Here is a 22,012-nt window from a genome sequence, read left to right as displayed (position 1 = left end):
TGCCCTTCCGGTGAGCGTCGCAAGGGACCCGCAACGGCAATGAGCACATGACGGACAGGGCAGGCGGGAAATATCGGGGGGCGGGCTCGCTGGTTGACCTGGAGGGGCACATAGAGCGTGTGACCTTCGTTAATGAAGACAGCGGATATACCGTGGCCCGCGTCAAGGTGCCGGGCCGCCGGGAGCCGGTGACGGTGGTTGGAGGCATGATCAGCCCCGCACCAGGCGAAAAGGTCAGGATGAAAGGGGAGTGGACAAATCATCCCCGGTTTGGTGAACAGTTCCGTGTCTTGTCCTGCGAATCTTCCATTCCGGCAACGGCCTACGGTATCGAGAAATACCTGGGCTCGGGACTGATCAAGGGGATCGGACCCGTGATGGCCAGGCGGATGGTGGAGGCCTTCGGCGAAGGCACCCTGGAGGTTGTTGAATCCGAAAGCTCCCGTCTCCTGGAGGTGGAGGGCATCGGCGAAAAGCGGCTGGCGATGATCCGCAAGGCCTGGGAGGAGCAGCGGGAGATCCGGGCCGTTCTGCTCTTCCTCCAGTCCCATGGAGTCAGCGGCGCCTATGCGTCACGGATTTTCCGTCAGTACGGCCATGCCGCCGTTTCAATCCTTCAGAAGAACCCCTATCGCCTGGCCACGGACATCTTCGGGATCGGCTTTCTCACCGCCGACCGGATCGCAGAGAAGATGGGCTTTGCGCGCGATTCGCGGCTTCGGGCGGAAGCGGGGATTCTCTTTGTCCTTCATGAACTGGCCGATGAAGGTCACGTCCTCTATCCCGCTGAACCGCTGATACGAAAGTGCAGGGAAATCCTGGAGATAGATCCGGAGATCATCGCCGCGGCCCTGGATGCGGCGGCAGAGCAGCGGCAGATCGTCATCGAGGACGGAGCGGCTTTTCCCGGGGCCCCGCCGGAGATTTGCAGGGATCGGATCGTTTATCTGGCCGGGTATCACCTGGCGGAAACACAGGCCGCTTCGCGGCTGAAAACGCTGCTGCAGACCCCCTCGACGCTCCGGGCCATCGATGCCGGGCCGGCGCTGACCTCCGTGCCGGAAAAAGGCTCTCCCCGGCTGACGGAACATCAGCTCGAAGCGGTCAGCGCCGCCGTGTCGCACAAGGCGACGGTCATCACCGGCGGGCCGGGAACGGGGAAGACGACGATCATCAACGCCATCCTCCGCATTTTCGCCGCCTGCGGGGCGAAGATCCTGCTGGCGGCTCCCACGGGCCGTGCCGCCAAGAGGATGAGCGAGGCGACGGGCCGGGAGGCGAAAACGATCCATCGCCTGCTGGAATACAGCCCGCAGAAGAGGGGCTTTTCAAGGGACGAGACGTCACCCCTGGACTGCCAGGTGCTCATCGTGGATGAAGCCTCCATGGTCGACCTGATCCTGATGCACCATCTCCTGAAGGCCCTTCCTCCGTCGGCGGTCTTTATCCTGGTGGGGGATGGAGACCAGCTGCCTTCCGTGGGGGCGGGGAGCGTCCTGACGGACGTCATGAGATCGGGCCGCGTGCCGGTGGCCGAACTTCAGGAGATCTTCCGCCAGGCCCGGGAAAGCTCGATTGTCCTCAATGCGCACCGGATCAATCGGGGGGAGTCCCCCCGCCTTCAATCTTCCCGGGGGCTGCTGGGCGATTTCTATTTCGTCGAGCAGAAGGATCCGGAAAGAGTGGTCGATCTCATTGTCCGCCTCGTGTCGGAACGCATTCCCCAGCGCTTCGGTCTGGATCCCCTGGAGGACATCCAGGTGCTCACCCCGATGCGCAAAGGGCTGGCAGGCGCCGCAAATCTCAACAGCGTCCTGCAGAAGGCGCTCAACCCAGGAGGGGAAGAGCTCCAGCGGGGCGGGAGGCTTTACCGTGAAGGGGACAAGGTGATGCAGATCCGCAACAACTACGACCGGGAGGTTTTCAACGGCGATATCGGCCGGATCAGCCGCCTGGACAATGAGCTGCAGGAGGCTACCCTGACTTTTGACGGGCGAGAGGTCATCTACGATTACGGGGATCTGGAGGAGATCGTCCTGTCCTATGCCGTATCGGTGCACAAGTCCCAGGGAGCGGAGTATCCCGCCGTGGTGCTGCCTCTGCTCATGCAGCATTACATGCTCCTCCAGCGGAACCTTCTCTATACGGCGGTGACGCGGGGGAAAAAACTCGTTGTCATCGTGGGAACGAAAAAAGCGCTGGCCATCGCCGTTCGCAACAACAAAACCCAGAGGCGCTTTTCCCTCCTGGGCCAACGCCTGCAGACGGCCTGAAGGGCGATGGCATCAACCTGCAGGCCGGGACCGTAGCTCGGAAGCGGAGTTCCGCCCCAACACTTGACATGTGTGTCCGGATCGGTTAGCTCTATAAAGAATCGGGCCATGCCGAAATTCACATAGAGACTGCCGGGACGCCATTCCCGGGGCAAACGCCGTTTCTGCGCCGGAAAGCCTGGCAACGGCCCGTTAACGCCGGTCTTCAACAATTAAGGAGGTAAAAAGCATGTACGAAAGTCAAGCCGACAAGACAAGGGAGGCGATCCGCACCATAAAGAAAAATGTGCCGCCGGCCTGGTTGGCGATTGTGTTGATTATCCTGTTCATCCTCGTATTTTTCCGGCCCTGGACCCAGGTCGGTCCCGGGCAGAGAGGGGTTGTTCTGAACTTCGGCGCCGTGCAGAAGAGTGTCCTGAACGAAGGGCTCCATCCCAGGATACCGGTGATGCAGGAGATCGTGCTGGTGGATGTCAAGGTTCAAAAGGCTGAGACGGAGGCTGCGGCCGCCTCGAAAGACCTTCAGGATGTCACTTCCCGGGTGGCCTTGAATTACCATATCGTTCCAGAGAAGGCCAATATTGTCTATCAGAAGCTGGGGGTACAGTTCAAGGAGCGCATCATCGACCCCGCCATCCAGGAGGTGGTCAAGGCCGTGACGGCAAATTATACGGCGGAAGAGCTTATCACCAAGAGGCCGTCCGTCAGCGAGGCGATGAGGCTGGCTTTAACGGAAAGGCTGATGGCCAACAACATTGCCGTTGACGCCTTTTCGATCGTGGTGTTCAGCTTTTCGCCGGTGTTCACCGAGGCCATTGAAGCCAAGCAGACGGCGGAGCAGCTCGCGTTGAAAGCGAGAAGGGATCTTGACAGGATAAAAATCGAGGCGGAGCAGAAGATCACCGCGGCCACGGCGGAAGCGGAGTCACTGAAATTGCAGAAGGCGAACATCTCCCCGGACCTGATAGAGCTGCGGAGAATCGAAGCCAACATGAAGGCGATCGAAAAGTGGAACGGAATACTTCCCCAGGTAACGGGCAGCGGAGCGATTCCGATGATCGGGCTGGCCGATATTTCCAAAAAGAAAGAATAATGAAGGCTCTACCTGCTTTTGTGGGCAACCCGTGGCGGGTCTCAAGGGGCTTTGACGATGCGCTTTTTCTCGTTCTCCGTTCAGGAAAAAAGCAGGGGAAGGTGAACGGATCACGGGATCCGTTCACCTTCCCCTGATGTCCCTGCGGCTGAGATGCACCACCATCATTTCCGTGTGGAGAACGAGGAATGCGGGATGCCGGCATCGAGATCAGAGGGCGATTCCCCTACATCTTCGGAATTTTGCCTTCCGCATGTCCGCCGGGCATTCCAGGAATTGACATCTTTGTATACCCTTCGGGCACTTCGAAAAGGCTGTCCGGCTGCTTGCCGATGTTGATGTCCCGGTATTCCATGGACCAGCTGCCGTCCACTGCGGCGGTCTTCACGGGGAAGTTGATGTCCGTCGCCCACCACATGTGGGTTGTCACGGTTTCGTTGCCGACCTTTGCGGTCACTTCGTATTTTGTTGAGGGATGGCCGCCGATCGTTTCACTGCCGACCGCCTTTCGGCTGACTTCCCCCTTGACCTCAAGATCGGCCGCTTTACTCTGTTCCTCCGTTACGCCCTGCATCTCCATGAATACGCTTTGCGGTTTGATGATCGTCCAGACCTTGTTGAGGTCCTTTCTCACGATGGTGGATGTGCCCGTCGATTCATCATCGGAACGGTATTTGTCCGGCTTCATGTAGACTTTCATCGACATGGTCCGGCCGGCGGCGGTGCTCACCACCGTTGCCGACAATTCCTGAGCGGCGGCGGCTTTCATCTCCTTTTCAACTGCCGGCTCCGCTTTCCCCTGCTCCTTCTCCTTGCTGCAGCCCACGGCAAAGAAGGATACACACAGGGCCATCACGACTGCGATCAATGCTTTTTTCACTTGAACACCTCCTGAAAGAATAATGTGGAATTCCGGAAACAACAGGGCGCATTATGCACCACGGACCGCCCTGATGTCAAAGACCGGATGACATCGGCTTTTTCCCGGGATCTGGAGAGGTGCCTGCACAACCCGTTCCCCGCAGACCGGATTGCCGCCTGCGGATGGATGCCTTTTCCCTGTTCAGCACGCTCAAGATCCGGATGGTCTGGCTAAAAGCCCTGTTGTGGAAACTTTGATTTCAAATTGCGAGGGCCCTGTCACGTCGACAAACACGGCGGAGCCGTACTCGGCATCAAGGAGCGGCTCAAGAAACCGATAGGTCTTTCTCAGGTGAAACATGTTAAGCGGCTTTTTTTCGGAAAGTAGAAACACCGTGCGCAACGCGTTGACCTCTTCGTCAATGTCCCGGTAGCGGCCGGCAACGCGGTCCAGTTCATAACTGGCGTGAAGACCAAGCACGTTGGCCCAGGGCTTCCATTTGAGGACATGCGCATCGACATAGATCGCGTCGCCTGCCAGCCGGAAAGAAGCCTTCTTCCCGTCGGGAAATTCAAAATGCGCCAGAAACACCTTTCCTCCGAGGGGTTCGACTCTGACCACGGCCGCCGTTTCTTCATGAGTGAGAGCCAGGTAACCTTTTGTGGCCACGGTGATCGTTCCGAGCAAGGCGGTAAGGGCAAGGCAGAGGAGTGCGACCATCAAGACGCCTGCCGAGCCGATGAACTTCCTTTTCCCTATGGCCGCAAAAGCCAGAATCAGGAAAACCAGGCTCGACAGCCCGAAACAAATCATCAGAAGAAAAAGCAAATCCGGCATGGCCATCCTCCCTCGAGACTTCATGCAGCCAGTTTATCATAAAGAACGCCCCGGCGTCAGCATTGTGCACGAAGGTCACGAAGGGGCGGACTCCTGAAGGGCCAGCAGATCGCTGATTTTCAGGATGGCGTTTACGTACTGGCGGCTGTGATTGTACTGATAGATGATCCTGAAGGCCTGGTCATGGCTGAGATTCGGCTTCCAGCCGAATTGTTTCAGGTAATTTGCAATGCTGAAGATGGCATCGGCGTCGTGGAATAGATCGATGCGGCCGTCGCCGTTGCCGTCCCGGCCATAGTGCAGAATGTTGCTTGGCATAAACTGGGCGATGCCCAGCGCACCGGCATAGGACCCGACCACGGTGAGGGGATCGACCTCGTGGCGTTCGGTATAGATCAGAAAGGCTTTAAGCTCTTTATAGGCCCAGCGGGATTTTCTGTCAGCCCGGGAATTGTATTTGCCCGGGTCGAAGCGTCTGCCTTCACTGAGCCGCCCGTAGAGGTATTCCCGGGGCGCCGGCTCCGACAGAGAGGCCATGGTCGACAGGGTGCTGATGATCGGGCGGCTGCCCAGGCTGCGGCCCAGGTTGGTTTCCACCAGGATGATGGCCGTGATGATCCCGGGATCGACGCCGAACTTTTCTCTTGCCGCGGACAGGGTTACGGCGTGTTCGTTCATGTAGCTGCGGGCATCGTCAATCAGGGCGGGCCGTGCTGTAAACTTCCCGTAGTCCAGCCTGGCTTCGTTGTGCTGAAAGTAGGCTGCGACGCCCCGGGTTTCAAAGGAGATCTCCTCGCTCCGATAGAGTTCCCGGATGCGCTTGCCGTCGAAGCCGTCGGCGATAAGGCGCCTCTGCAGCTCATCGAAGAAGGCTTTGGGCGCTACATCGGCGCAGGCCTGGCCGAAAGCGGCAAAAAAGAAGATCAGGGAAATCGTGATGAGGCGGAATGTTTCGATCACCGATAAGGTTCTATTCATGGAAAATCTCCTGTAACCGGCCGGAAGATCATAAAAATTCAAGAAACCGGCTCTGCCGTGCGGCGGCTGATGCCTTATCATGGCATGGCAGGCGATGGGCTGTCAAAGGGTAATCCGGTCGTTCTTGAAAGGATTCTGCCATCGGGTCGCGGCGGCTGAAGTCCAAAGAGCCCCTGGGGCCCAGGCACACAGGGCAGGCGAAAAGGAGCTTGCCCGAGAACTGCCATTCCTGAAGAAGCAATCGTCATACCACATCCTTTTTCGCTGGCTGTTTCCGAGGTTTCCAGCAGCACGAGAAAGCCTCGCACTCCCGAAAAAGAAGCTTCCCGGTCGAGAGAGAGAAACGCCTTCGCTCCCGGCACAAAACCGCCCTTTCCGGAAGCCTGGTGCAGAGGGTCCAGCCGGCGACGATTTCCGGGGCCTGCCGGCCCTCCGACAACGGGCCGAAATCTGCGGGGAAAGGGGGAATTCTTTCATGCTTGACAGGGAGGGCTCTGTAATTTATTCTGAAACCGGCCTTGTGCGACGTCCCTGCAGGAAGCATCCCTTCGATGGACGGCGGGGAAAACGTGCCTGCACAGGGCGGATCCGAAAATTTCCCCATCCGCACCCGGACACAGAGAAGGAGAACCCGTCATGCTTCTCGAACTGGGCATCATACCTGTAGAGGAAATCGACTGGGGACGAAAGACCGCAATCGACGGCAAGGCCCTGCACATCCACCGCGAAGAGCTCATCGAAGAAACAAGGGGGAACGACTTCCGCATCGCTTCCGTCAGGGCCGATCTGGCAAGGCCCGGAGAAAGTGTGCGCATTCTTCCCGTCAAGGATGTCATCGAACCCCGCGTCAAGATCGAAGGAAGGGGAGGAATCTTTCCCGGCCTGATTTCGGGCGTGGAGACCGTTGGAACGGGACGGACCCATGTGCTGAAGGGGTGCGCCGTCGTAACCGCGGGGCAGGTCGTGGGATTTCAGGAGGGGCTGATCGACATGAGCGGCACGGGGGCGCGGTACAGTTCTTTTTCCCGCCTCCTCAACATCGTTCTGGGCATTGACGTTCTGCCTGGAATTTCCCCGCATCAGCACGAGGAAGCCCTGAGGCTGGCCGGATTGCGCGCCGCCGCTTATCTGGGAGAGGCCTGCCGAAGCGCCGTTCCCGAGTCGGTTGAGCGGTTCGAATGGCCCCGGTTTCCGACTCCCGTCCGGCGCGACGACGGTCTTCCCTATGTCGCCTATGTCTGCATGCTTCTGAGCCAGGGACTGCTCCACGACACCTACCTGTACGGGCGCGATGTAAAGAGCCTTCTGCCCACGCTCCTGCTGCCCACCGAGTCCATGGACGGGGCCATCGTGAGCGGAAACTGCGTTTCCGCCTGTGATAAGAACACCACCTATCACCATCAGAACAACCCGGTCATCTCGGAACTGCTGCGGCGGGATGGAACCGATCTGCGCTTCCTGGGAACGGTTGTGACCGATGCCAACGTGACGCTTCGCGATAAGGTCCGATCGGCTGAATATGCCGTCAAGCTCGTGGAGATGCTGGGCGCCCGGGGGGCCGTCGTCTCCAAGGAGGGCTTCGGAAATCCCGATGCCGATGCCATGATGATCTGCGCCGGCCTGGAGGAGAGGGGAATCCGGACCGTTCTGATATCCGACGAATTTGCTGGCAGCGACGGAGCCTCTCAGTCCCTGGCGGATGTGACGCCCCACGCGGATGCCATTGTGAGTGTGGGCAATGCCAATGAGCGGATTACTCTTCCGCCCATGGAGCGGGTGCTCGGCGATATCCGGGTGGCGGAAAAACTGGCGGGAGGGCAGTCCGGCAGCCTTGCCCGGGCGGGGGGGCTCGGGGTCGAACTGCAGGCGCTCCTGGGCGCCACGAATGAACTGGGTTTCGAAGTTCTGTACGCACGTGGAGGATAGGGGCGCCATGGGACCATGGAAAGCGGTTGTCTATCTCAATCAATTTTTCGGCGGCATCGGCGGGGAAGAAAAGGCCGGCATGGAACCCGTCGTCAGAAGCGGCCCCGTGGGGCCCGGGAATCTCTTTGCCGAGCTTTTCGGGCCGGAGGTCGAGATGGTGGCGACGGTCATCTGCGGGGATAATTACTTCAGCGAGCACCTCGAGGAGGCGACGGAAAGGGTTCTGGCCCTGATGGAGGGCTTTCGGCCGGATCTGGTCCTGGCTGGCCCGGCATTCAATGCGGGACGCTATGGGATCGCCTGCGGCTCGGTCTGCAACGCCGTCGTCGACAGGCTGGGAATTCCCGCCGTGACCGGGATGTATCCCGAAAACCCCGGGGCGGAATTGTCCCGCAGGTCGGTTTTTATCGTGGAGACCCGGGGTACCACGGCCGGTATGAGAGAGGCGGCCGAGAAAATGAGCCGCCTGGCGGGAAAACTCCTCCGGGGCGAGCCCGTCGGGTTTCCGGAAGAGGAGGGGTACCTTCCCCGGGGCATCCGCCGGAACACCTTTTCAGCAGAAACCGGAGCCGTCCGGGCCGTGAAGATGCTCCTGCAGAAAATGAAAGGGGAGCCTTTCGCAACAGAATACCCCCTTCCCGCATTCGACCGGGTGCCGCTTCTGCCGCCGGTCGACAGGATGAGCCGGGTCACCCTGGCTTTGGTCACCAGCGGCGGGATCGTTCCCAGGGGGAATCCGGACTGCATTGAAGCCTCCAGTGCGACCCGGTACGGAAAATACGACATCGGCGCGCTTTCCGAAATGACGCCGGAATCCCATGAAACCGCCCACGGCGGATACGATCCCACCTATGCCAACGCTGATCCGAACCGGGTGCTGCCCCTCGATGCGGCAAGAGACCTTGAGAGGGAAGGGCGGATCGGGAAACTCCATCCCTTTTACTATGCCACCGTGGGGAACGGCACGTCCGTAGCCAGGTGCGGACAGTTTGCCCGGGAGATCGCCCGGGATCTGATCCGGAGTGGCGTTGGGGCCGTTCTGATTACCTCCACCTGAGGAACCTGCACGCGTTGCGGGGCAACGATGGCAAAGGAGATGGAGAGAGCGGGGATACCGGCCGTCCATATCTGCACCATCGTTCCCATTTCCCGGACGGTGGGGGCAAACCGGATCGTTCCCGCCGTCGCCATTCCCCACCCCCTCGGCGACCCCTGCAAATCGAAAACCGAGGAAAAGAGCCTCCGAAGGGCGCTTGTGGAGAAGGCCCTGCAGGCGCTGGAAACGAAAATCGAAGGCCAGACCGTGTTCTGAACAGGAGGGCCACGATGCCCGATCCCGTCATTGACGCCTTTTCCTGCATTCTGGCACACGCGCCGGGCTTCGTCCGCTACGGATCGAAACCCAGCCGCGAAATCGCCGACCGTCCGGCGCTTGTGTTGTCCGCCATCGAAGGGCATCTGCGCGGTTTTGAGGAGGTCGTGGCCTATCCCCCCAACCAGGTCTTCATCGGAAATCTCAAGCCCGATGACCTGCACGGCATCGGGCAGCCCTGGTACGACCATCCCGTGTTCCCAGCCCCGCGACGGGGCCCCTATGGCGAGATTTACCCGGAAGAGCTGCTTCTGGGAATGATAAAGCTCGCTGACGACTTCGGCCTGGTGGAGATCGAGAAGGATTCTGCACCTGTGCTGCAAGGGCTCCTCGAATCCCATCCTTTCTGGAGGGGCGCGGATCCGGGCAGAATCGGCCAGGGGGTTGATCCGGGGAGGGTGGATGGGCTGATCGAGCATTCCGGGTCGCTTCCCCTCTTCCATGGCGGACGGAGGGTCGGATGCGTCAACCGGCATCACGACCGGGACGACAACCTCAAGGCCCACGTTTTGATGGAAAACCTTCTGGCCAAGGCTTCCGGTGCTCTCGCTCTGAAGAATCTCCTGCGAAGTGCGGACATCGGGGGGGACGGGATCGATCTTCTCCTCAACTGTTCCGAAGAAGCCGTAGGGGACCGGTACAACCGGGGAGGCGGTGGGCTGGCCAAGGCCATCGGCGAGATGTGCGGCTGCGTGGCGTCTACCGGCTGCGATGTCAAGGCCTTCTGTACCGGTCCTCTCTATGCCCTGCTGTTCGCCTCCGGCCTGGTGAAGGCCGGCCTCTATGAGAGGGTGGCGGTTGTGGGAGGCGGTTCCTTAGCCAAGCTGGGCATGAAATTTCAGGGGCATGTCGCGAGGGGAATGCCCATCCTGGAGGATGTGCTCGGGGGGATAGCCTTTCTGGTGACCGGAGATGACGGGCAGAGTCCGGTGGTCCGCCTGGATGCCGTCGGCAAACATGATATCGGCTCCGGTTCGTCCCAGCAGAATATCCTGGAATCCCTGGTTCTGAAGCCCCTGGACCGGGTGGGATTGAAGGTCACCGATATCGACAAGTACGCCGTAGAGCTGCAGAACCCCGAAGTCACCGTTTCCGGGGGAAGCGGTAACGTCCCTCTGGCCAATTACCGGATGATCGGCGCCCTGGCGGTCCTGAGGAAGGAAATCGCCCGGCAGGAGATCGACCGGTTCGTTCGTGAGCATGGCATGCCGGGATTCGCCCCCACGCAGGGGCACATTCCGGCGGCGGTCCCCTTTCTGGGGCATGCCATGGACGGCATCCGGAGGGGGGAACTGAACAACGCCATGTTTATCGCCCGGGGGAGCCTCTTCCTGGGAAGGATGACCCAGCTTTCTGACGGACTTTCCTTTCTTCTGGAGAGGAACCCTGGGAGAAGGAAGTGATGTTGCCTCGGGCAGGAAAGGATCAAGGCATGTTTAAAGGAAAAAAGGCCATTATTTTCGGGGACAGGGACGGAGTGCCGGGCCCTGCCATCGCGGCATGCATGAAGGCGGCCGGGGCGGAGATCGTTCTGACCGCGACGGAGTGCTTCGTCTGAACATCGGCAGGCGCAGTGGACATGGAGAAGCAGTCTACGATCAAGAAACTCGTGGACGATCTGGGAGCGCAGGATCTGGTGGTGGTCATCGGGGCCGCCGATCCGGAAGTGGCTTCCGTTACGGCGGAAACCGTAACCTTCGGAGATCCGAGCTTCGCAGGTCCGCTGGCCGGAGTCTCGTTGAGGCTCCCCGTGTATCACATCCTCGAACCGGAAGTAAAATCGGCCATCCCTGCGGAAATCTACGAAGAGCAGGCGGGATTTCTGGAGCTGGTGGCCGATACGGAGGAAATCGGCAGAATCTTCCGGGAAATCAGGGGAAGGCTGGAAACGGCCTGAGAGGTGGCCCCGGAGAACGCGGATTTTTCTGGTCAGCATCTTAACAGGATCGCGTTGAAGAAAGGAGAAAAACGATGGGTACGTACATCATGATGACCAGGCTGTCGCCTGAGGCCGTCGCCAGGCCGCAGTCCTTGACGGAGCTCAATGACCGGGTGGCAGCCCGCATCAAAGCCGAATGCCCGGACGTGAAGTGGGTTGCCAATTACGCCGTTCTCGGCTCATGCGACTACCTGGACATCTTCGAAGCGCCCGATGCCGATGCGGCAACCAAGGTGGCCCTGATTGTCCGCTCCTTCGGCCATGCGACAACAGAGACGTGGATCGCCACGCAGTGGGACCGTTTTGAGTCCCTGGTCGCAAACCTGAAAACGTAAGGGCCGCTCCCTGGCAGGGAGCAGGTTTTTTGTTGCCCGGAAACGCTCCCCTGTGGTAAAGGGGGCCATGCTGAATGTCGGGTTGACGGGCGGAATCGCCTGCGGAAAATCCACGGTGGGCCGCATGCTCGAGGAAAAGGGGGCCTTCCTCATTGACTTCGACCGCCTTGCCCACGAGGTTGAAGAGCCGGATCAGCCGGCGTGGCGTAACATTGTCGACTGTTTCGGACCGGAGGTCCTGAGGGCCGATCGAACCCTGGACCGGGCTCGACTGGGAGCCATCGTTTTTGCGGACCGTCGTAAACTGGACAAACTCAACGAACTCGTGCATCCGGCCGTATTCGATGCGTGGCAGAGCAGGATGGCGGCCATCAGGGCGAACCGTCCCGATGCCATCGTCATTGCCGACATCCCCCTGCTCGTCGAATTGGGGATGCAGGGTCGGGTGGATCTGGTGATGCTGGTCTATATCCCGCGGGATGAGCAGATTCGCCGTCTCATCCTGAGAAACGGGTATTCCCGCGAGGAGGCGCTTCAGCGGGTCCGTTCACAGATGCCCATTGAGGATAAGATCCCCTTTGCCGACATCCTCGTGGACAATTCGGGAACGATGGAACAGACCAGGACATTCATTGATGACATCTGGCCCCGGCTTCTGGAGAAGGAGCGGCGGAAGAGGAAACCGGCTTGACATTCCTGGTGCGGGGGAAAGAATTTCATAAAAAATCTGGAGGTAGAGTAATGATAGGGAAAAACGTGGTTACGGACTTTTCCGCCAGGGCCGTCGAACCGGTGATCGGTTCCTCCGCCTTTGTTCATCCCCTTGCGGCTGTGATCGGGAATGTCATCATCGGAGACAATGTCATGGTATCCCCCGGGGCGTCCGTCCGCGGCGATGAAGGCCAGCCTCTTCACGTGGGCAACGATTCAAACGTCCAGGACGGGGTCATCATCCATGCCCTGGAAACAGAGCTGGACGGCAAGCCCGTCGAAAAGAATCTCGTTGAAGTGAACGGGAAAAAGTATGCCGTCTATGTAGGGCATCGCGTATCCCTGGCTCACCAGGTTCATGTTCACGGACCGGCGGTGATTATGGATGACACGTTCGTTGGAATGAAGTCGCTTGTCTTCAAATCTTACGTCGGCAGCCGTTGCGTCATTGAACCGGGAGTCCTGCTCATGGGGGTCCGCGTGGCTGATGGGCGATATGTGCCTGCGGGGTCCGTCGTCAAGACGCAGGAAGAGGCCGACGCCCTTCCCGTCATTACGGACGACTATCCCATGAAGGATATGAATGCGGGGGTTCTGCACGTGAACAAAGCGCTGGCCAAGGGGTACCTGAAGCAGGAGAGGTCATGACCGCGCCTTAACCCCCGCCTTTGAAACGTACTTCAGGGGGGAGTCTCAAGCCCCCCTGAAACCATCCCGCCGCACACATCGATAATCTGGCGTCAAGCATCCAAGAGGGCTTCACAAATTCTGATCTCCCTGTCAGTGGGGCGGGCAGGCGCTCACCGCATCCTGATAGCCGGGGCGAGGAGCCGCGAAAGCCATGGACACGGGCAGATCCACCCGGGCAAGAAGGGGAAAGTGATCGGAAGGATAGCAATTCTCCCAGCGCCGGGAGATGATTTCCGCGTCTATGACCCGCGCGGAAGCCGGGACGAAGATGTAATCCAGTTTGAGGCGGATGAAATACCGGTTATATCCGTGGTATGTTCCGGCATTGCGGATTTTCGGATGCCGCTGCCGGAAGGTATCCATCAAGGGGACCGGATTGGTCTTCTTGACGCTCAGGTTAATTCGTAACGGCTTGTTGCCCTTTAAATACTGGATGGGCATGCTCATCTCTCCGGCATTGAAATCCCCTGTCAGCACAATCGGGTCCGGCAAGCTCCGCATGGAGATGCGCTGGGTGAGCAGAAGAACGCTTTTCTTCCGCGAGCGCAGGGAAAGATGATCCAGGTGCGTGTTATAGAAATAGAAAGCCTGCTGAGAGGTGTTTTCAATCAGCCTGACCCAGGTGCAGATGCGGGGAATAATGTTTCCCCACCCCCGGGAGCCCGGAAGATCGGGGGTGCCGGATAACCAGAAGGTCCCCTCCTCGGAGAGGGAAAACCGTTCGGAATCATAGAAAACGGCATTATGGAGACCCCGGCTGCCTCCCAGGTTGCCGATGCCGATCGATTTGTATCCGGGAAGCATGGCATGGACTTCCGCCATCTGAAAATCCAATGCCTCCTGGAGGCCGAGAACATCGGGACGATAGCCCTGCAGGATTTCATGGACGAGCCTGCGGCGGTGAATCCAGGAGTTTCTTCCGTCTCTCCTGGTTCCGCGGCGGATGTTGAAGCTCATGACGTTGAGGCCCAGACCGGCGCCCGGCGCCGGGACTTCAACGGAAGACTCCTGCCGATCAGGGCCGGAAGCGGCGGGCTTCGGGGACAAGCCGAAAAACCGTGTCACGGGCTGTCGGGTCTGCTGGATGAAATCGGCGGCGAATTTAAATTTCTCCATGGTGTTTGTCTACCTTCCATGACCATTTCGATTGGATATATTATCTGCAGCAGATAATTTGCCTATAATAATCATTAAAAGAAAAAAAGCAAGGCCGTTCAGGGCATTCTGGGCTTTCGAGGCCTTCGTTCCAGATGACATTCATGGGAACTTTGTCCTGGAAAGCCGATGCACGCTCTGTGCCCGGAGATTCGGGTTGCCGGGGCCCTAAATGCTCACGGGATAGCCCTGGCGCCTGATTCCGGACAATGAGGGGATTCCCCTTCTGCCTCCCATTTCGAGGCTCACCTGCGCCGCCGCCCAGGCGGCGAAATCGAGGCACAGACCATAGTCCCACGACTGAACCAGCCCAAAGATGAATCCGGCGTGAAAGACGTCGCCGCAGCCTGTGGTGTCCAAGGCGTTGACGGGATAGGCGGGCTTGCGGATCACCTCCCCGTCGCAGAGGGCGGCATACCCGGCGGCCCCCAGGGTGACGGCGGCCAGGCGGGGTCCCTGGTCCAGAAGAAGGGCGCAGGCGTCCAGGGGGTCCCGATTTCCCACCAGCTGGCGGGCGAAGGTTTCCGAGGCGATGAAGTAATCGCTCGACCGGGCGAGTTCCAGCATCCCGTCCCGGAGGGTGCCGGCATCGACGACCACGGGAACTCCTGCCTGGCGTGCGGTGCGGCAGGCCAGGAGGGAGGCGTCGATGAAGAGGCCGTCGGTATGGAGCACGGCGGCCTGGCGGATCTTGTCCAGGGGGACCTCCTCCGGCTGAAGGGGCCGGCCCGTGGGGCGCTGCCAGAAGATGGTCCGCCGTCCGGCATCGGGTTCCACGGCGATGAAGGCGAATTGGGATGCGCCGTTCCGCCGAACCACCATTTCGGACGTATCGATGCCCTCTTCCCGGAGGGAGGCCTCGATGGTCTGCCCGAAGGCGTCGTCGCCGATCATCCCGGAAAAGACGCAACGCAGCCCCCAGCGGGAAAGGGCTGCCAGGGCCGTGGCCACCGGTCCGCCACCCTGGATGACCAGCCCGGAAAATTCGCATTTGGCATCGGGAACTGGATACTCATGGATGCGACCGAGATAGTCCAGGGAGCACTGCCCGAGTCCTAGGACCATGGGGCCTGAAGGGAATACTTCCCGTTCCGCGGTCATGAAAAAAAGCCTTAACCCTCCCTTGTTTTCCGTCTTGAATTCCCCTGAAATCGAAACAGGATAGAATTTCTGGATTGCCGGGAACTTTACATCAGATCCTGAGAAATCTCAATTCTGGGAAACAGGGGTTTCCCCCCGTGGAATCAGGCGCTCCACCAGTTAGGTCTTGACTCTGAAAAGGTGAACTGGTACAGGTTTCACTCCGGAGGACGCGTGAAATAATGAAATGTTTTTGAGCTTCTGGAGAATTTTGACCGAGGGATCCATCATCAGGGAATCCCGCCGACGTCACGGCGATATCCATTTGAAGGAGCTGAAATGGCGGCAAAAATCATTCGCGGCAGTGAGATCGCCCAGCAGATCCGGGTGGATTTGAAGAGGGAGACCGCCCTCTTAAAGGAAAGGGGGGTCGTGCCCGGGCTGGTCACTATCCTTGTGGGCCAGAACCCCGCCTCCATGAGTTATGTGGCGGGAAAACAGAGAACGGCCCATGAACTCGGCTTTCATTCCGTCCAGGACAATCAGCCTGAAACCATATCGGAAGCCCTGCTGCTTGAGAGGATCCTTCAGTACAACAGGGATCCCCGGATTCATGGGATCCTGGTGCAGCTGCCGCTGCCTCCCCACATCAGCGAACAGAACATCCTTTACGCCATCGATCCGGGCAAGGATGTTGACGGGTTCCATCCCTTCAACGTCGGCAAGCTCATGATCGGACAGGCGGATTTTCTCCCCTGCACGCCGGCGGGGATTCAGCAGCTCCTTCTTCGTTCGGGCGTCCCGATCGACGGAGCGGAGGTCGTTGTTGTGGGTCGGTCGAATATTGTCGGCAAACCCATTGCCAATATGCTTCTTCAGAAGGGGGACGGGGCAAATGCCACGGTGACGGTCTGCCACACCGGAACACGCGACATCGGTTTCCACACCCGCCGGGCGGATATTCTCATCGCGGCCGTGGGAAGGCCGATGGCCATTACCGTCGACATGGTCAAGCAGGGTGCCGTCGTCATCGACGTGGGTGTGAACCGGCAGGGCTTTACGCCGGAAGGTAAGGCGAAGCTTTGCGGTGATGTGGATTATGAAGCGGTGCGGCAGAAGGCGGGAGCGATCACTCCTGTTCCCGGCGGGGTCGGCCCGATGACGATCACGATGCTGATGGCCAATACGGTCAAAGCGGCCAGGATGGCGGCCGGTCTTTAAAAAAAGGGCGGCGGGAGGCGTGATTTGGAGACTCTTTTTGAGGCATCCCTGAAGGATCCGGCGGTCATGACGGTCACCTGGGAACTCGTGCCGGGCCGGGGAGCCAGGGAAAAGGCCCAGGACTCCGTCCTTCTGGAAGCAGAGAAGGCGGCTCGGGGAGGAAAGATCCACGCCGTTTCCTTAACGGACAACCCGGGCGGGCAGCCGGCCCTGATGGCGGATGCCCTTGCCGTTGAAATCAAGGCGCTGGGTATCGAACCCCTTGTTCATTTTACATGCAAGGACAAAAACCGCAGCCAGATCGAAAGCCAGCTGTACGCGCTGGAACGGTGGGGGATCCGCAATCTCATCGTGATGTCCGGCGATTACCCTGTATCCGGATTTCAGGGACGCCCTCAACCGGTCTTCGATCTTGACCCCACCCATGTCCTGGAGCTGATCCGGGAACTCAACGGCGGGCTGAAATTTCCCCTGCCGAAGGGAACGGGAGAGCTTCAACCCGGCCATTTCTTTGCCGGGGCTGCCGTGTCCCCCTTCAAGCACACCGAAGCGGAGCTTCTCTGCCAGTATTACAAGCTGAAAAAAAAGATCGACAGCGGCGCCTCCTTTATCGTGACTCAACTGGGCTATGATGTCCGCAAGTATCATGAGCTTCTGCTCTATATGAAAAGGCGGGAGATTGATGTTCCCGTTCTGGGAAACATCTTCCTGCTGTCCTATCCCGTTGCCCGGCTGATGATGGAAAACCGGCTGCCCGGGTGCGTCGTTCCGGACGATCTGCTGGCACAGCTGGATCGGGAACGGTCCCTGCCTGACAAGGGTCTGGAGGCGCGGCTGTCCAGGGGCGCAAAAATGTATGCCCTGCTCAAGGGGCTGGGGTTCAGCGGAGTCCATGTCGGGGGCCATCTGGTCACCTGTGAGCAGGTGGAGGCGGTCATTGAAAAAGGGGAAGAGCTCAGCGCCTCGTGGGAAAGTCTGATTCCTGAATTTCAGTACTCAACACCCGGCGCCTTTTACTATTTCAGGAAAGACCCCTACGGCCGGCTCAATGAGCTCATCCCGGAGAGCCGGCAGGGCAGCCGCTCCAGCCTTTCGGAAAGAAGGTTGTACGGCATCTCACGATTCTTTCACAACCTGATCTTCGAACCGGGAACAAAAGGCTTTGCCCTGATGCGCAGCCTGGCCGCGAAGCTGAAAGGCTCCCGGCTGGAAGGCCTTCTGCACAAGCTGGAGCATCTGCTGAAAACCCTTCTGTACGATTGCCGTGACTGCGGAGACTGCGCCCTGGTGGATGTGGCTTTTCTCTGCCCCATGTCCCAGTGCCCGAAACAGCAGCGCAACGGCCCCTGCGGGGGAAGCTTCCAGGGCTGGTGCGAAGTCTATCCAGGCCGGCGTCGCTGTGTTTATGTGCGGGCCTATGACCGGTTGAGAGGCAGCCAGCAGGAAAGCCGGCTTGAGGAAATTCCGGTGCCGCCCTGCAACTGGGACCTCAATTCCTCTTCTGGCTGGCTGAATTTCTTTCTGGGGAAGGACCACACGGCGAAGCGCCTGGGCATTGAAGAGCCTTCCGACCAATCCCGCTGACGCCGGTGTTCTGGCCGGAGGATGAGGATTCGCCGGGGGCGGAACATCTCAGGGCAGCGCCCCCCGGCGGAGGTCATCCTAGGGGGCGGGGGCGGTTTTGTCTGAAATCGGCCATTCCCCGCGTTCCTTCAGAACTTCCCGGAAGACGTTGAGGGCTTCGTTGACAGCGGGCATTCCCGCGTAGGGGGCCATCTGAAAGAAGATCTCCGTCAGCTTTCGCGGGTCGCAGCCTACATTCAGGGCGGCGTTGACATGAAGCTTCAGCTCGTCCGTCGCCCGGATGGCTCCCAGAATGGCGCAGGCCGCCATCTGGCGCTCCGGGAGGGTCAGTACGGTCCGTGAATAGAGATTTCCCGTGATAAACATGGAAAAATCGTTGGCCAGGTCGCGGTCAAAAGCCTTCCAGGTGAGGTAGGGCGGATCCATCTTGGCCCCCTTGCCAAAGAGCTTTTTTGCCGTTTCCTGTGTTCTGTTCCTGATTGCGTCCTCGTCCAATGTCGTTCTTATCTCCTTTCCTGCGGTTTCTTTTCTGATTCGGTTCGGCCCCTTCTCCTATTTGACAAGGAAGAGATCTTTGTCCTTGTCCTGGAGATAAATATACTGGAACCCGTCCTTCCTGGCGGCTTTGTCGTAAGCGTCCTCGCCCTCCCGGCGGCATTGCGGGCAGGCTTTCCAGGGAATCAGGACGGCAAAGATGCGATGGCCCAGGTCGGAACGGGAATCGATCATGACAAGACCGCCGCAATCGTGGCATACCCGGACGACCACTTCCTGCTGCTCTCGAATCCCGTCGGTGTCATAGTAGATGCTTTTGTTGTTTCTTATATATTTCTTGTCACCGACCACCTTCTCCCGGATTTCTTCGCGACGCGACCAGAGTTCATAGATCGCATCCGCCTCCTGGGCGATGTAGCGGGAGATGTCTTCCGACTGCCGAAGGCTGGACGAGCGGTATTCCGGCTCCCGCACGTAGCTGTAATCGAGGCCGGCCATGGCCAGGATGATGCCCACATTGACGTAGGGGAGCGCTTTTTCGATGGAATAACCGCCCTCCAGAACGGCGATGTCGGGAGACAGCATCTCGTTCAAAGTGGCGTAGCCATGCGCGCTGAAGCGCATGTCCGTGATGGGGTCGGAAAAATGGTTGTCCTGACCGGCGGAATTGATCACCAGATCCGGTTTGAATTCGGATAGGATGGGCAGAATGGCCTCTTTCATGATGTAAAGAAACCCTTCATCGGAGGTTCGCGGCGGCAGGGGAATGTTCAGCGTGGTTCCCAGGGCGTTGGGGCCGCCGAATTCTTCGTGAAAGCCCGACCCGGGATAAAGGGTCCGGCCATCCTGGTGGATGGAGATGCACAGCGTGTCCGGATCATTCCAGTAGATGTTCTGGGTGCCGTCGCCATGATGGCAGTCGGTATCTACCACCGCGATCCTTCGATGGCCGTAATGGTGACGGATGTATTCAATCATGATGGCTTCGATGTTGACGTTGCAGAAACCTCTCGCCCCGTGAACGACCAGCATGGCGTGATGTCCCGGTGGACGGACCAGGGCGAAGGCGTTGTCCACCTCCTTCTGCATGACCTTCTGGGCCGCGGTAATCGCCCCGCCCGCGGAAATCAGGTGGGATTCCGTGGTCACGGCGCTGGCATCGGGAACGCAGAAGTGAACCCGGTTGATATCCTCGTAGGAGGCGATGGACGGCTTGTACTCGACAATGTTCTCCAGATCGAGGAGGCCTTCTTCAAAAACCTGATCCTGGGTGTAAAGCAGGCGTTCCTCCCTTTCGGGGTGGGTTGGCGAGATGGCCCAGTCAAAGGCCGGGAAAAAGATCAGCCCCGTTTTACGTGCTGGTTTCATGAGAGTTCTCCTGTGCTGAATCCCGCAATGAGGCCCGGTTTAACCTGCAGCTTGACGCGGATGTTTTTCCCGGCCAGATAAAAATCCCTGACCATGTTGAACTCCTGATCTTCTATGACCTCAATCTCCAGGTCCTCCTCCCGGGCACCCATTCTCAGGGCCCGCTCCTTCAAAAGCTCCCTGCCCGCTTCGATGGCATCTCCTTTGGAAAAGCGAGGTGGAAGCTTTTTCGAGATCCCTTCCTCGCCGATCGTCATGGTTCCCCGCTCGGTGTCGGCCAGAATCGTAAGCTCCGCGGTTGTCCGGGCAAGGGCGGCACCGACGGCATTGGCAATTTCCGGATGCGGCGGGATATGGACGGGACATTCGAGCAGCTGCCCAAGGCGGGTGGACATGGGCTTGGCCGGTCCGCCGATGATGTAAAGGATTTTTGGCGAAATCCGCTTTCCCTCCAGGAGTTCATGAATGGTATAAACCGGTTTGTTGTTGATCTCCTCGATGACGGCGCGGACATGGCGCGCGATGATCTGGCAGGATCCCTCGAAAATGGCTTCGGCGGCCTTCTGTACGGTGCATCCCATGGCATCGGCGACGCCCTGCAGCGCCTTTTCGGCTTTGGACGGGTCACCGATGTCGGTAAGTCCGAGATGGATCATCGCGTCCGTCGGGGTGGGGCAGGGACCGCCAAAGGCAGCAGCGGGACCTTCGCGCTGCGGCCCGATGAGGAGCTGACCGCCTTCGTAACGCACCCTGCTGTCGCCGCCGATTCCCAGGGGCTTCGAACGCAGGCCCCGGATCAGGGTCTTGTGGCCTTCCATGGTGACCCCGAAGGGCTCCAGGAGCGGAACGCCATCGGCAAAAAGGGCGATGTCCGTCGTTGTGCCGCCGATGTCCAGGGCGATGGCGTCCTCTCCGCTGTTCTCGGTCATGCTCAGAATCCCCATGATGCTTGCCGCCGGTCCGGAAAGGATGGTGTAAACTGGAAATTCAACGGACTGCTCGATGTTGAAGGTGCCGCCGTCGGCCTTCAGAATATAGATGGGGACGGAAACCCCCATGGTTCTGAAAAAGTCAACGACCTGCTTGACAAAGGACGAATAAAGCTCCCAGATGGCCTCGTTCAGGTACGTTGTGGCAACCCGCCTTGGAAAATTGAGGTGACCGGACATGCGATGGCCAAGAGAGACGTGTTTCATGCCGCTGGAGACGATCTTTTCGATTTGAAGTTCCTGGATCGGGTTGCGGGTTGAAAATTTGCCGATGATCCCCGCATGATTCAGCCCCCTCTTCCGGAAATCGTCTGAGATGCGGGTGACGGCAACGGGATCGATGGGCGCCGTTTCAATGCCCCGGTGATTGACATAGCCTGAGAGGAAGTGGGTGTTCTCCGCGGTTGAAATGTAGGAGGGCGGAAGGCCGGGGCCGCTGATGACCATGAGTCCCACGGGATCCACTTTGTTCTGCACGATGGCATTGGTGGAAAGGGTCGTGCTGAGCACGATGCGCTGAAGGTTCTCCAGGGGTTCACCCTTGAGCACCTCTGAGGCGATTCCGGAAAGGGACTCCACAACATGTCCGGGATTAGTTGCCACTTTTGCCGTTTTTCTGATTCGGCCGGAATCAATCAGAGCGGCGTCCGTGTGCGTGCCACCCACGTCAATGCCAAGAATCATAAGGGTACCTCGCTCATGTATTCTGAAAAACTGCAGAATTTATATACTGATAATTTTTTGTCTTGACAAGGTAAAAAAAAGGCGTATGTTTCGCTCTCACATGCATTTGAAGGATTTAAAAAAAAGTGAGTGTAAATGATTGAAAGGAGGTGACATTCGATGAAGAAGGTCTTAGCATTCGTTATTTCGGCGGTTTTCTTTGCGACGTTGTCCTTTGCAGTCGTAGGTTGCAAGAAGGCAGAGGAGCAGAAGCCTGCGGAAGAGGTGAAGAAGGAAGAACCTGCACCGGCCCCGGCAGCGCCTGCAGCGCCAGCACCGGCCCCTGAAGCAGCCAAAGCTCCTGAAGCAGCTCCTGCCCCGGCACCCGCCCCTGAAGCGGCTCCGGCACCTGCCCCGGCGAAGTAGCATCATTGAAAGATA

At 59.0% G+C, this 22,012-nt stretch carries 20 protein-coding genes; 11 read left to right on the top strand and 9 right to left on the bottom strand.

Annotation, left to right across the window (positions count from 1 at the left end; genetic code table 11):
* Positions 1-47: 47 nt before the first annotated feature.
* Positions 48-2,273 (top strand): ATP-dependent RecD-like DNA helicase, encoded by a 2,226-nt coding sequence (locus ACJ77P_RS09185; protein WP_408998057.1) that lies wholly within the window; start codon positions 48-50, stop codon positions 2,271-2,273.
* 229 nt (positions 2,274-2,502) lie between these two features.
* A complete protein-coding gene (locus tag ACJ77P_RS09180) occupies positions 2,503-3,366 on the top strand; it encodes a prohibitin family protein (protein ID WP_367358917.1) in 864 nt (287 codons plus the stop codon).
* Positions 3,367-3,592: 226 nt separating this feature from the next.
* Here ACJ77P_RS09180 and ACJ77P_RS09175 read toward each other — a convergent pair whose 3' ends face one another.
* From ACJ77P_RS09175 to ACJ77P_RS09165, 3 genes are all read right to left on the bottom strand, one after another.
* On the bottom strand, positions 3,593-4,246 hold the full coding sequence (locus ACJ77P_RS09175) for a DUF4412 domain-containing protein (protein WP_367358918.1): 654 nt from the start codon (positions 4,244-4,246) through the stop codon (positions 3,593-3,595).
* A gap of 192 nt (positions 4,247-4,438) precedes the next feature.
* Entirely contained in the window at positions 4,439-5,065 is a 627-nt protein-coding gene (locus ACJ77P_RS09170) for a hypothetical protein (RefSeq protein WP_408998056.1), read from the bottom strand.
* Positions 5,066-5,140: 75 nt separating this feature from the next.
* The gene (locus ACJ77P_RS09165) at positions 5,141-6,043 is read right to left on the bottom strand and encodes a lytic murein transglycosylase (RefSeq protein WP_408998055.1); all 903 of its coding nucleotides are present in this window, start codon (positions 6,041-6,043) and stop codon (positions 5,141-5,143) included.
* Between the two features lie 636 nt (positions 6,044-6,679).
* Here ACJ77P_RS09165 and ACJ77P_RS09160 point away from each other — a divergent pair.
* The 7 genes from ACJ77P_RS09160 to ACJ77P_RS09130 all read left to right on the top strand — a co-directional run bounded on the left by ACJ77P_RS09160 (position 6,680) and on the right by ACJ77P_RS09130 (position 12,974).
* The gene (locus ACJ77P_RS09160; RefSeq protein WP_408998054.1) at positions 6,680-7,969 is read left to right on the top strand and encodes a glycine/sarcosine/betaine reductase component B subunit; all 1,290 of its coding nucleotides are present in this window, start codon (positions 6,680-6,682) and stop codon (positions 7,967-7,969) included.
* Positions 7,970-7,976: 7 nt separating this feature from the next.
* Positions 7,977-9,281: a glycine reductase complex selenoprotein B gene (gene grdB, locus ACJ77P_RS09155; RefSeq protein WP_367358922.1), complete on the top strand. Its 1,305-nt coding sequence runs from the start codon at positions 7,977-7,979 to the stop codon at positions 9,279-9,281.
* A gap of 14 nt (positions 9,282-9,295) precedes the next feature.
* On the top strand, positions 9,296-10,744 hold the full coding sequence (grdC, locus tag ACJ77P_RS09150; protein ID WP_367358923.1) for a glycine/sarcosine/betaine reductase complex component C subunit beta: 1,449 nt from the start codon (positions 9,296-9,298) through the stop codon (positions 10,742-10,744).
* A gap of 29 nt (positions 10,745-10,773) precedes the next feature.
* Positions 10,774-11,238 carry a glycine/sarcosine/betaine reductase complex selenoprotein A gene (gene grdA, locus ACJ77P_RS09145; protein ID WP_367358924.1) on the top strand — a complete coding sequence of 155 codons (465 nt, stop codon included), beginning with the start codon at positions 10,774-10,776 and terminating at the stop codon, positions 11,236-11,238.
* A 74-nt stretch (positions 11,239-11,312) separates the two neighbouring features.
* Positions 11,313-11,615: a GYD domain-containing protein gene (locus ACJ77P_RS09140; protein ID WP_367358925.1), complete on the top strand. Its 303-nt coding sequence runs from the start codon at positions 11,313-11,315 to the stop codon at positions 11,613-11,615.
* 67 nt (positions 11,616-11,682) lie between these two features.
* Positions 11,683-12,306 (top strand): dephospho-CoA kinase, encoded by a 624-nt coding sequence (coaE, locus tag ACJ77P_RS09135; RefSeq protein ID WP_367358926.1) that lies wholly within the window; start codon positions 11,683-11,685, stop codon positions 12,304-12,306.
* Between the two features lie 50 nt (positions 12,307-12,356).
* Positions 12,357-12,974, top strand: a complete 618-nt coding sequence (locus ACJ77P_RS09130; RefSeq protein WP_367358927.1) for a carbonic anhydrase — start codon at positions 12,357-12,359, stop codon at positions 12,972-12,974.
* Between the two features lie 132 nt (positions 12,975-13,106).
* Here the strand turns inward: ACJ77P_RS09130 and ACJ77P_RS09125 are convergent, their stop codons facing one another.
* Positions 13,107-14,132 carry an endonuclease/exonuclease/phosphatase family protein gene (locus ACJ77P_RS09125; protein WP_408998053.1) on the bottom strand — a complete coding sequence of 342 codons (1,026 nt, stop codon included), beginning with the start codon at positions 14,130-14,132 and terminating at the stop codon, positions 13,107-13,109.
* Between the two features lie 207 nt (positions 14,133-14,339).
* Positions 14,340-15,236: a carbohydrate kinase family protein gene (locus tag ACJ77P_RS09120; RefSeq protein ID WP_408998052.1), complete on the bottom strand. Its 897-nt coding sequence runs from the start codon at positions 15,234-15,236 to the stop codon at positions 14,340-14,342.
* 354 nt (positions 15,237-15,590) lie between these two features.
* Here ACJ77P_RS09120 and ACJ77P_RS09115 point away from each other — a divergent pair, with 354 nt between their 5' ends.
* On the top strand, positions 15,591-16,472 hold the full coding sequence (locus tag ACJ77P_RS09115) for a bifunctional 5,10-methylenetetrahydrofolate dehydrogenase/5,10-methenyltetrahydrofolate cyclohydrolase (RefSeq protein WP_408998051.1): 882 nt from the start codon (positions 15,591-15,593) through the stop codon (positions 16,470-16,472).
* Positions 16,473-16,496: 24 nt separating this feature from the next.
* A complete protein-coding gene (locus tag ACJ77P_RS09110; protein ID WP_367358931.1) occupies positions 16,497-18,056 on the top strand; it encodes a methylenetetrahydrofolate reductase C-terminal domain-containing protein in 1,560 nt (519 codons plus the stop codon).
* 78 nt (positions 18,057-18,134) lie between these two features.
* Here ACJ77P_RS09110 and ACJ77P_RS09105 read toward each other — a convergent pair whose 3' ends face one another.
* From ACJ77P_RS09105 to ACJ77P_RS09090, 4 genes are read right to left on the bottom strand one after another with little or no spacing between them, the layout of a single operon-like run.
* Positions 18,135-18,551 carry a carboxymuconolactone decarboxylase family protein gene (locus ACJ77P_RS09105; protein ID WP_408998050.1) on the bottom strand — a complete coding sequence of 139 codons (417 nt, stop codon included), beginning with the start codon at positions 18,549-18,551 and terminating at the stop codon, positions 18,135-18,137.
* Positions 18,552-18,608: 57 nt separating this feature from the next.
* Positions 18,609-19,919: a histone deacetylase gene (locus ACJ77P_RS09100; protein ID WP_408998049.1), complete on the bottom strand. Its 1,311-nt coding sequence runs from the start codon at positions 19,917-19,919 to the stop codon at positions 18,609-18,611.
* Positions 19,916-21,592, bottom strand: a complete 1,677-nt coding sequence (locus ACJ77P_RS09095) for a hydantoinase/oxoprolinase family protein (RefSeq protein ID WP_367358934.1) — start codon at positions 21,590-21,592, stop codon at positions 19,916-19,918. The genes ACJ77P_RS09100 and ACJ77P_RS09095 overlap by 4 nt, the downstream gene beginning before the upstream one ends.
* A complete protein-coding gene (locus ACJ77P_RS09090) occupies positions 21,589-21,927 on the bottom strand; it encodes a hypothetical protein (protein ID WP_408998048.1) in 339 nt (112 codons plus the stop codon). Before ACJ77P_RS09090 ends, ACJ77P_RS09095 begins: the two co-directional genes overlap by 4 nt.
* Between the last annotated feature and the right edge of the window lie 85 nt (positions 21,928-22,012).

The organism is Syntrophus buswellii (genome assembly GCF_046097065.1).
GTDB classification, from domain to species: Bacteria; Desulfobacterota; Syntrophia; order Syntrophales; family Syntrophaceae; genus Syntrophus; species Syntrophus buswellii.
The sequence above is the reverse complement of the archived record's forward strand: the minus strand, read 5'-3'. Positions and strand labels throughout refer to the sequence as shown.

Bases quoted from the DNA above. Each gene is read 5' to 3' on its own strand.
- ACJ77P_RS09185 (WP_408998057.1), top strand. From the start codon at position 48: ATGACGGACAGGGCAGGCGGGAAATATCGGGGGGCGGGCTCGCTGGTT.
- ACJ77P_RS09180 (WP_367358917.1), top strand. From the start codon at position 2,503: ATGTACGAAAGTCAAGCCGACAAGACAAGGGAGGCGATCCGCACCATA.
- ACJ77P_RS09170 (WP_408998056.1), bottom strand. From the start codon at position 5,065: ATGCCGGATTTGCTTTTTCTTCTGATGATTTGTTTCGGGCTGTCGAGC.
- ACJ77P_RS09165 (WP_408998055.1), bottom strand. From the start codon at position 6,043: ATGAATAGAACCTTATCGGTGATCGAAACATTCCGCCTCATCACGATT.
- ACJ77P_RS09160 (WP_408998054.1), top strand. From the start codon at position 6,680: ATGCTTCTCGAACTGGGCATCATACCTGTAGAGGAAATCGACTGGGGA.
- grdC (WP_367358923.1), top strand. From the start codon at position 9,296: ATGCCCGATCCCGTCATTGACGCCTTTTCCTGCATTCTGGCACACGCG.
- ACJ77P_RS09140 (WP_367358925.1), top strand. From the start codon at position 11,313: ATGGGTACGTACATCATGATGACCAGGCTGTCGCCTGAGGCCGTCGCC.
- coaE (WP_367358926.1), top strand. From the start codon at position 11,683: ATGCTGAATGTCGGGTTGACGGGCGGAATCGCCTGCGGAAAATCCACG.
- ACJ77P_RS09130 (WP_367358927.1), top strand. From the start codon at position 12,357: ATGATAGGGAAAAACGTGGTTACGGACTTTTCCGCCAGGGCCGTCGAA.
- ACJ77P_RS09125 (WP_408998053.1), bottom strand. From the start codon at position 14,132: ATGGAGAAATTTAAATTCGCCGCCGATTTCATCCAGCAGACCCGACAG.
- ACJ77P_RS09120 (WP_408998052.1), bottom strand. From the start codon at position 15,236: ATGGTCCTAGGACTCGGGCAGTGCTCCCTGGACTATCTCGGTCGCATC.
- ACJ77P_RS09115 (WP_408998051.1), top strand. From the start codon at position 15,591: ATGGCGGCAAAAATCATTCGCGGCAGTGAGATCGCCCAGCAGATCCGG.
- ACJ77P_RS09100 (WP_408998049.1), bottom strand. From the start codon at position 19,919: ATGAAACCAGCACGTAAAACGGGGCTGATCTTTTTCCCGGCCTTTGAC.
- ACJ77P_RS09095 (WP_367358934.1), bottom strand. From the start codon at position 21,592: ATGATTCTTGGCATTGACGTGGGTGGCACGCACACGGACGCCGCTCTG.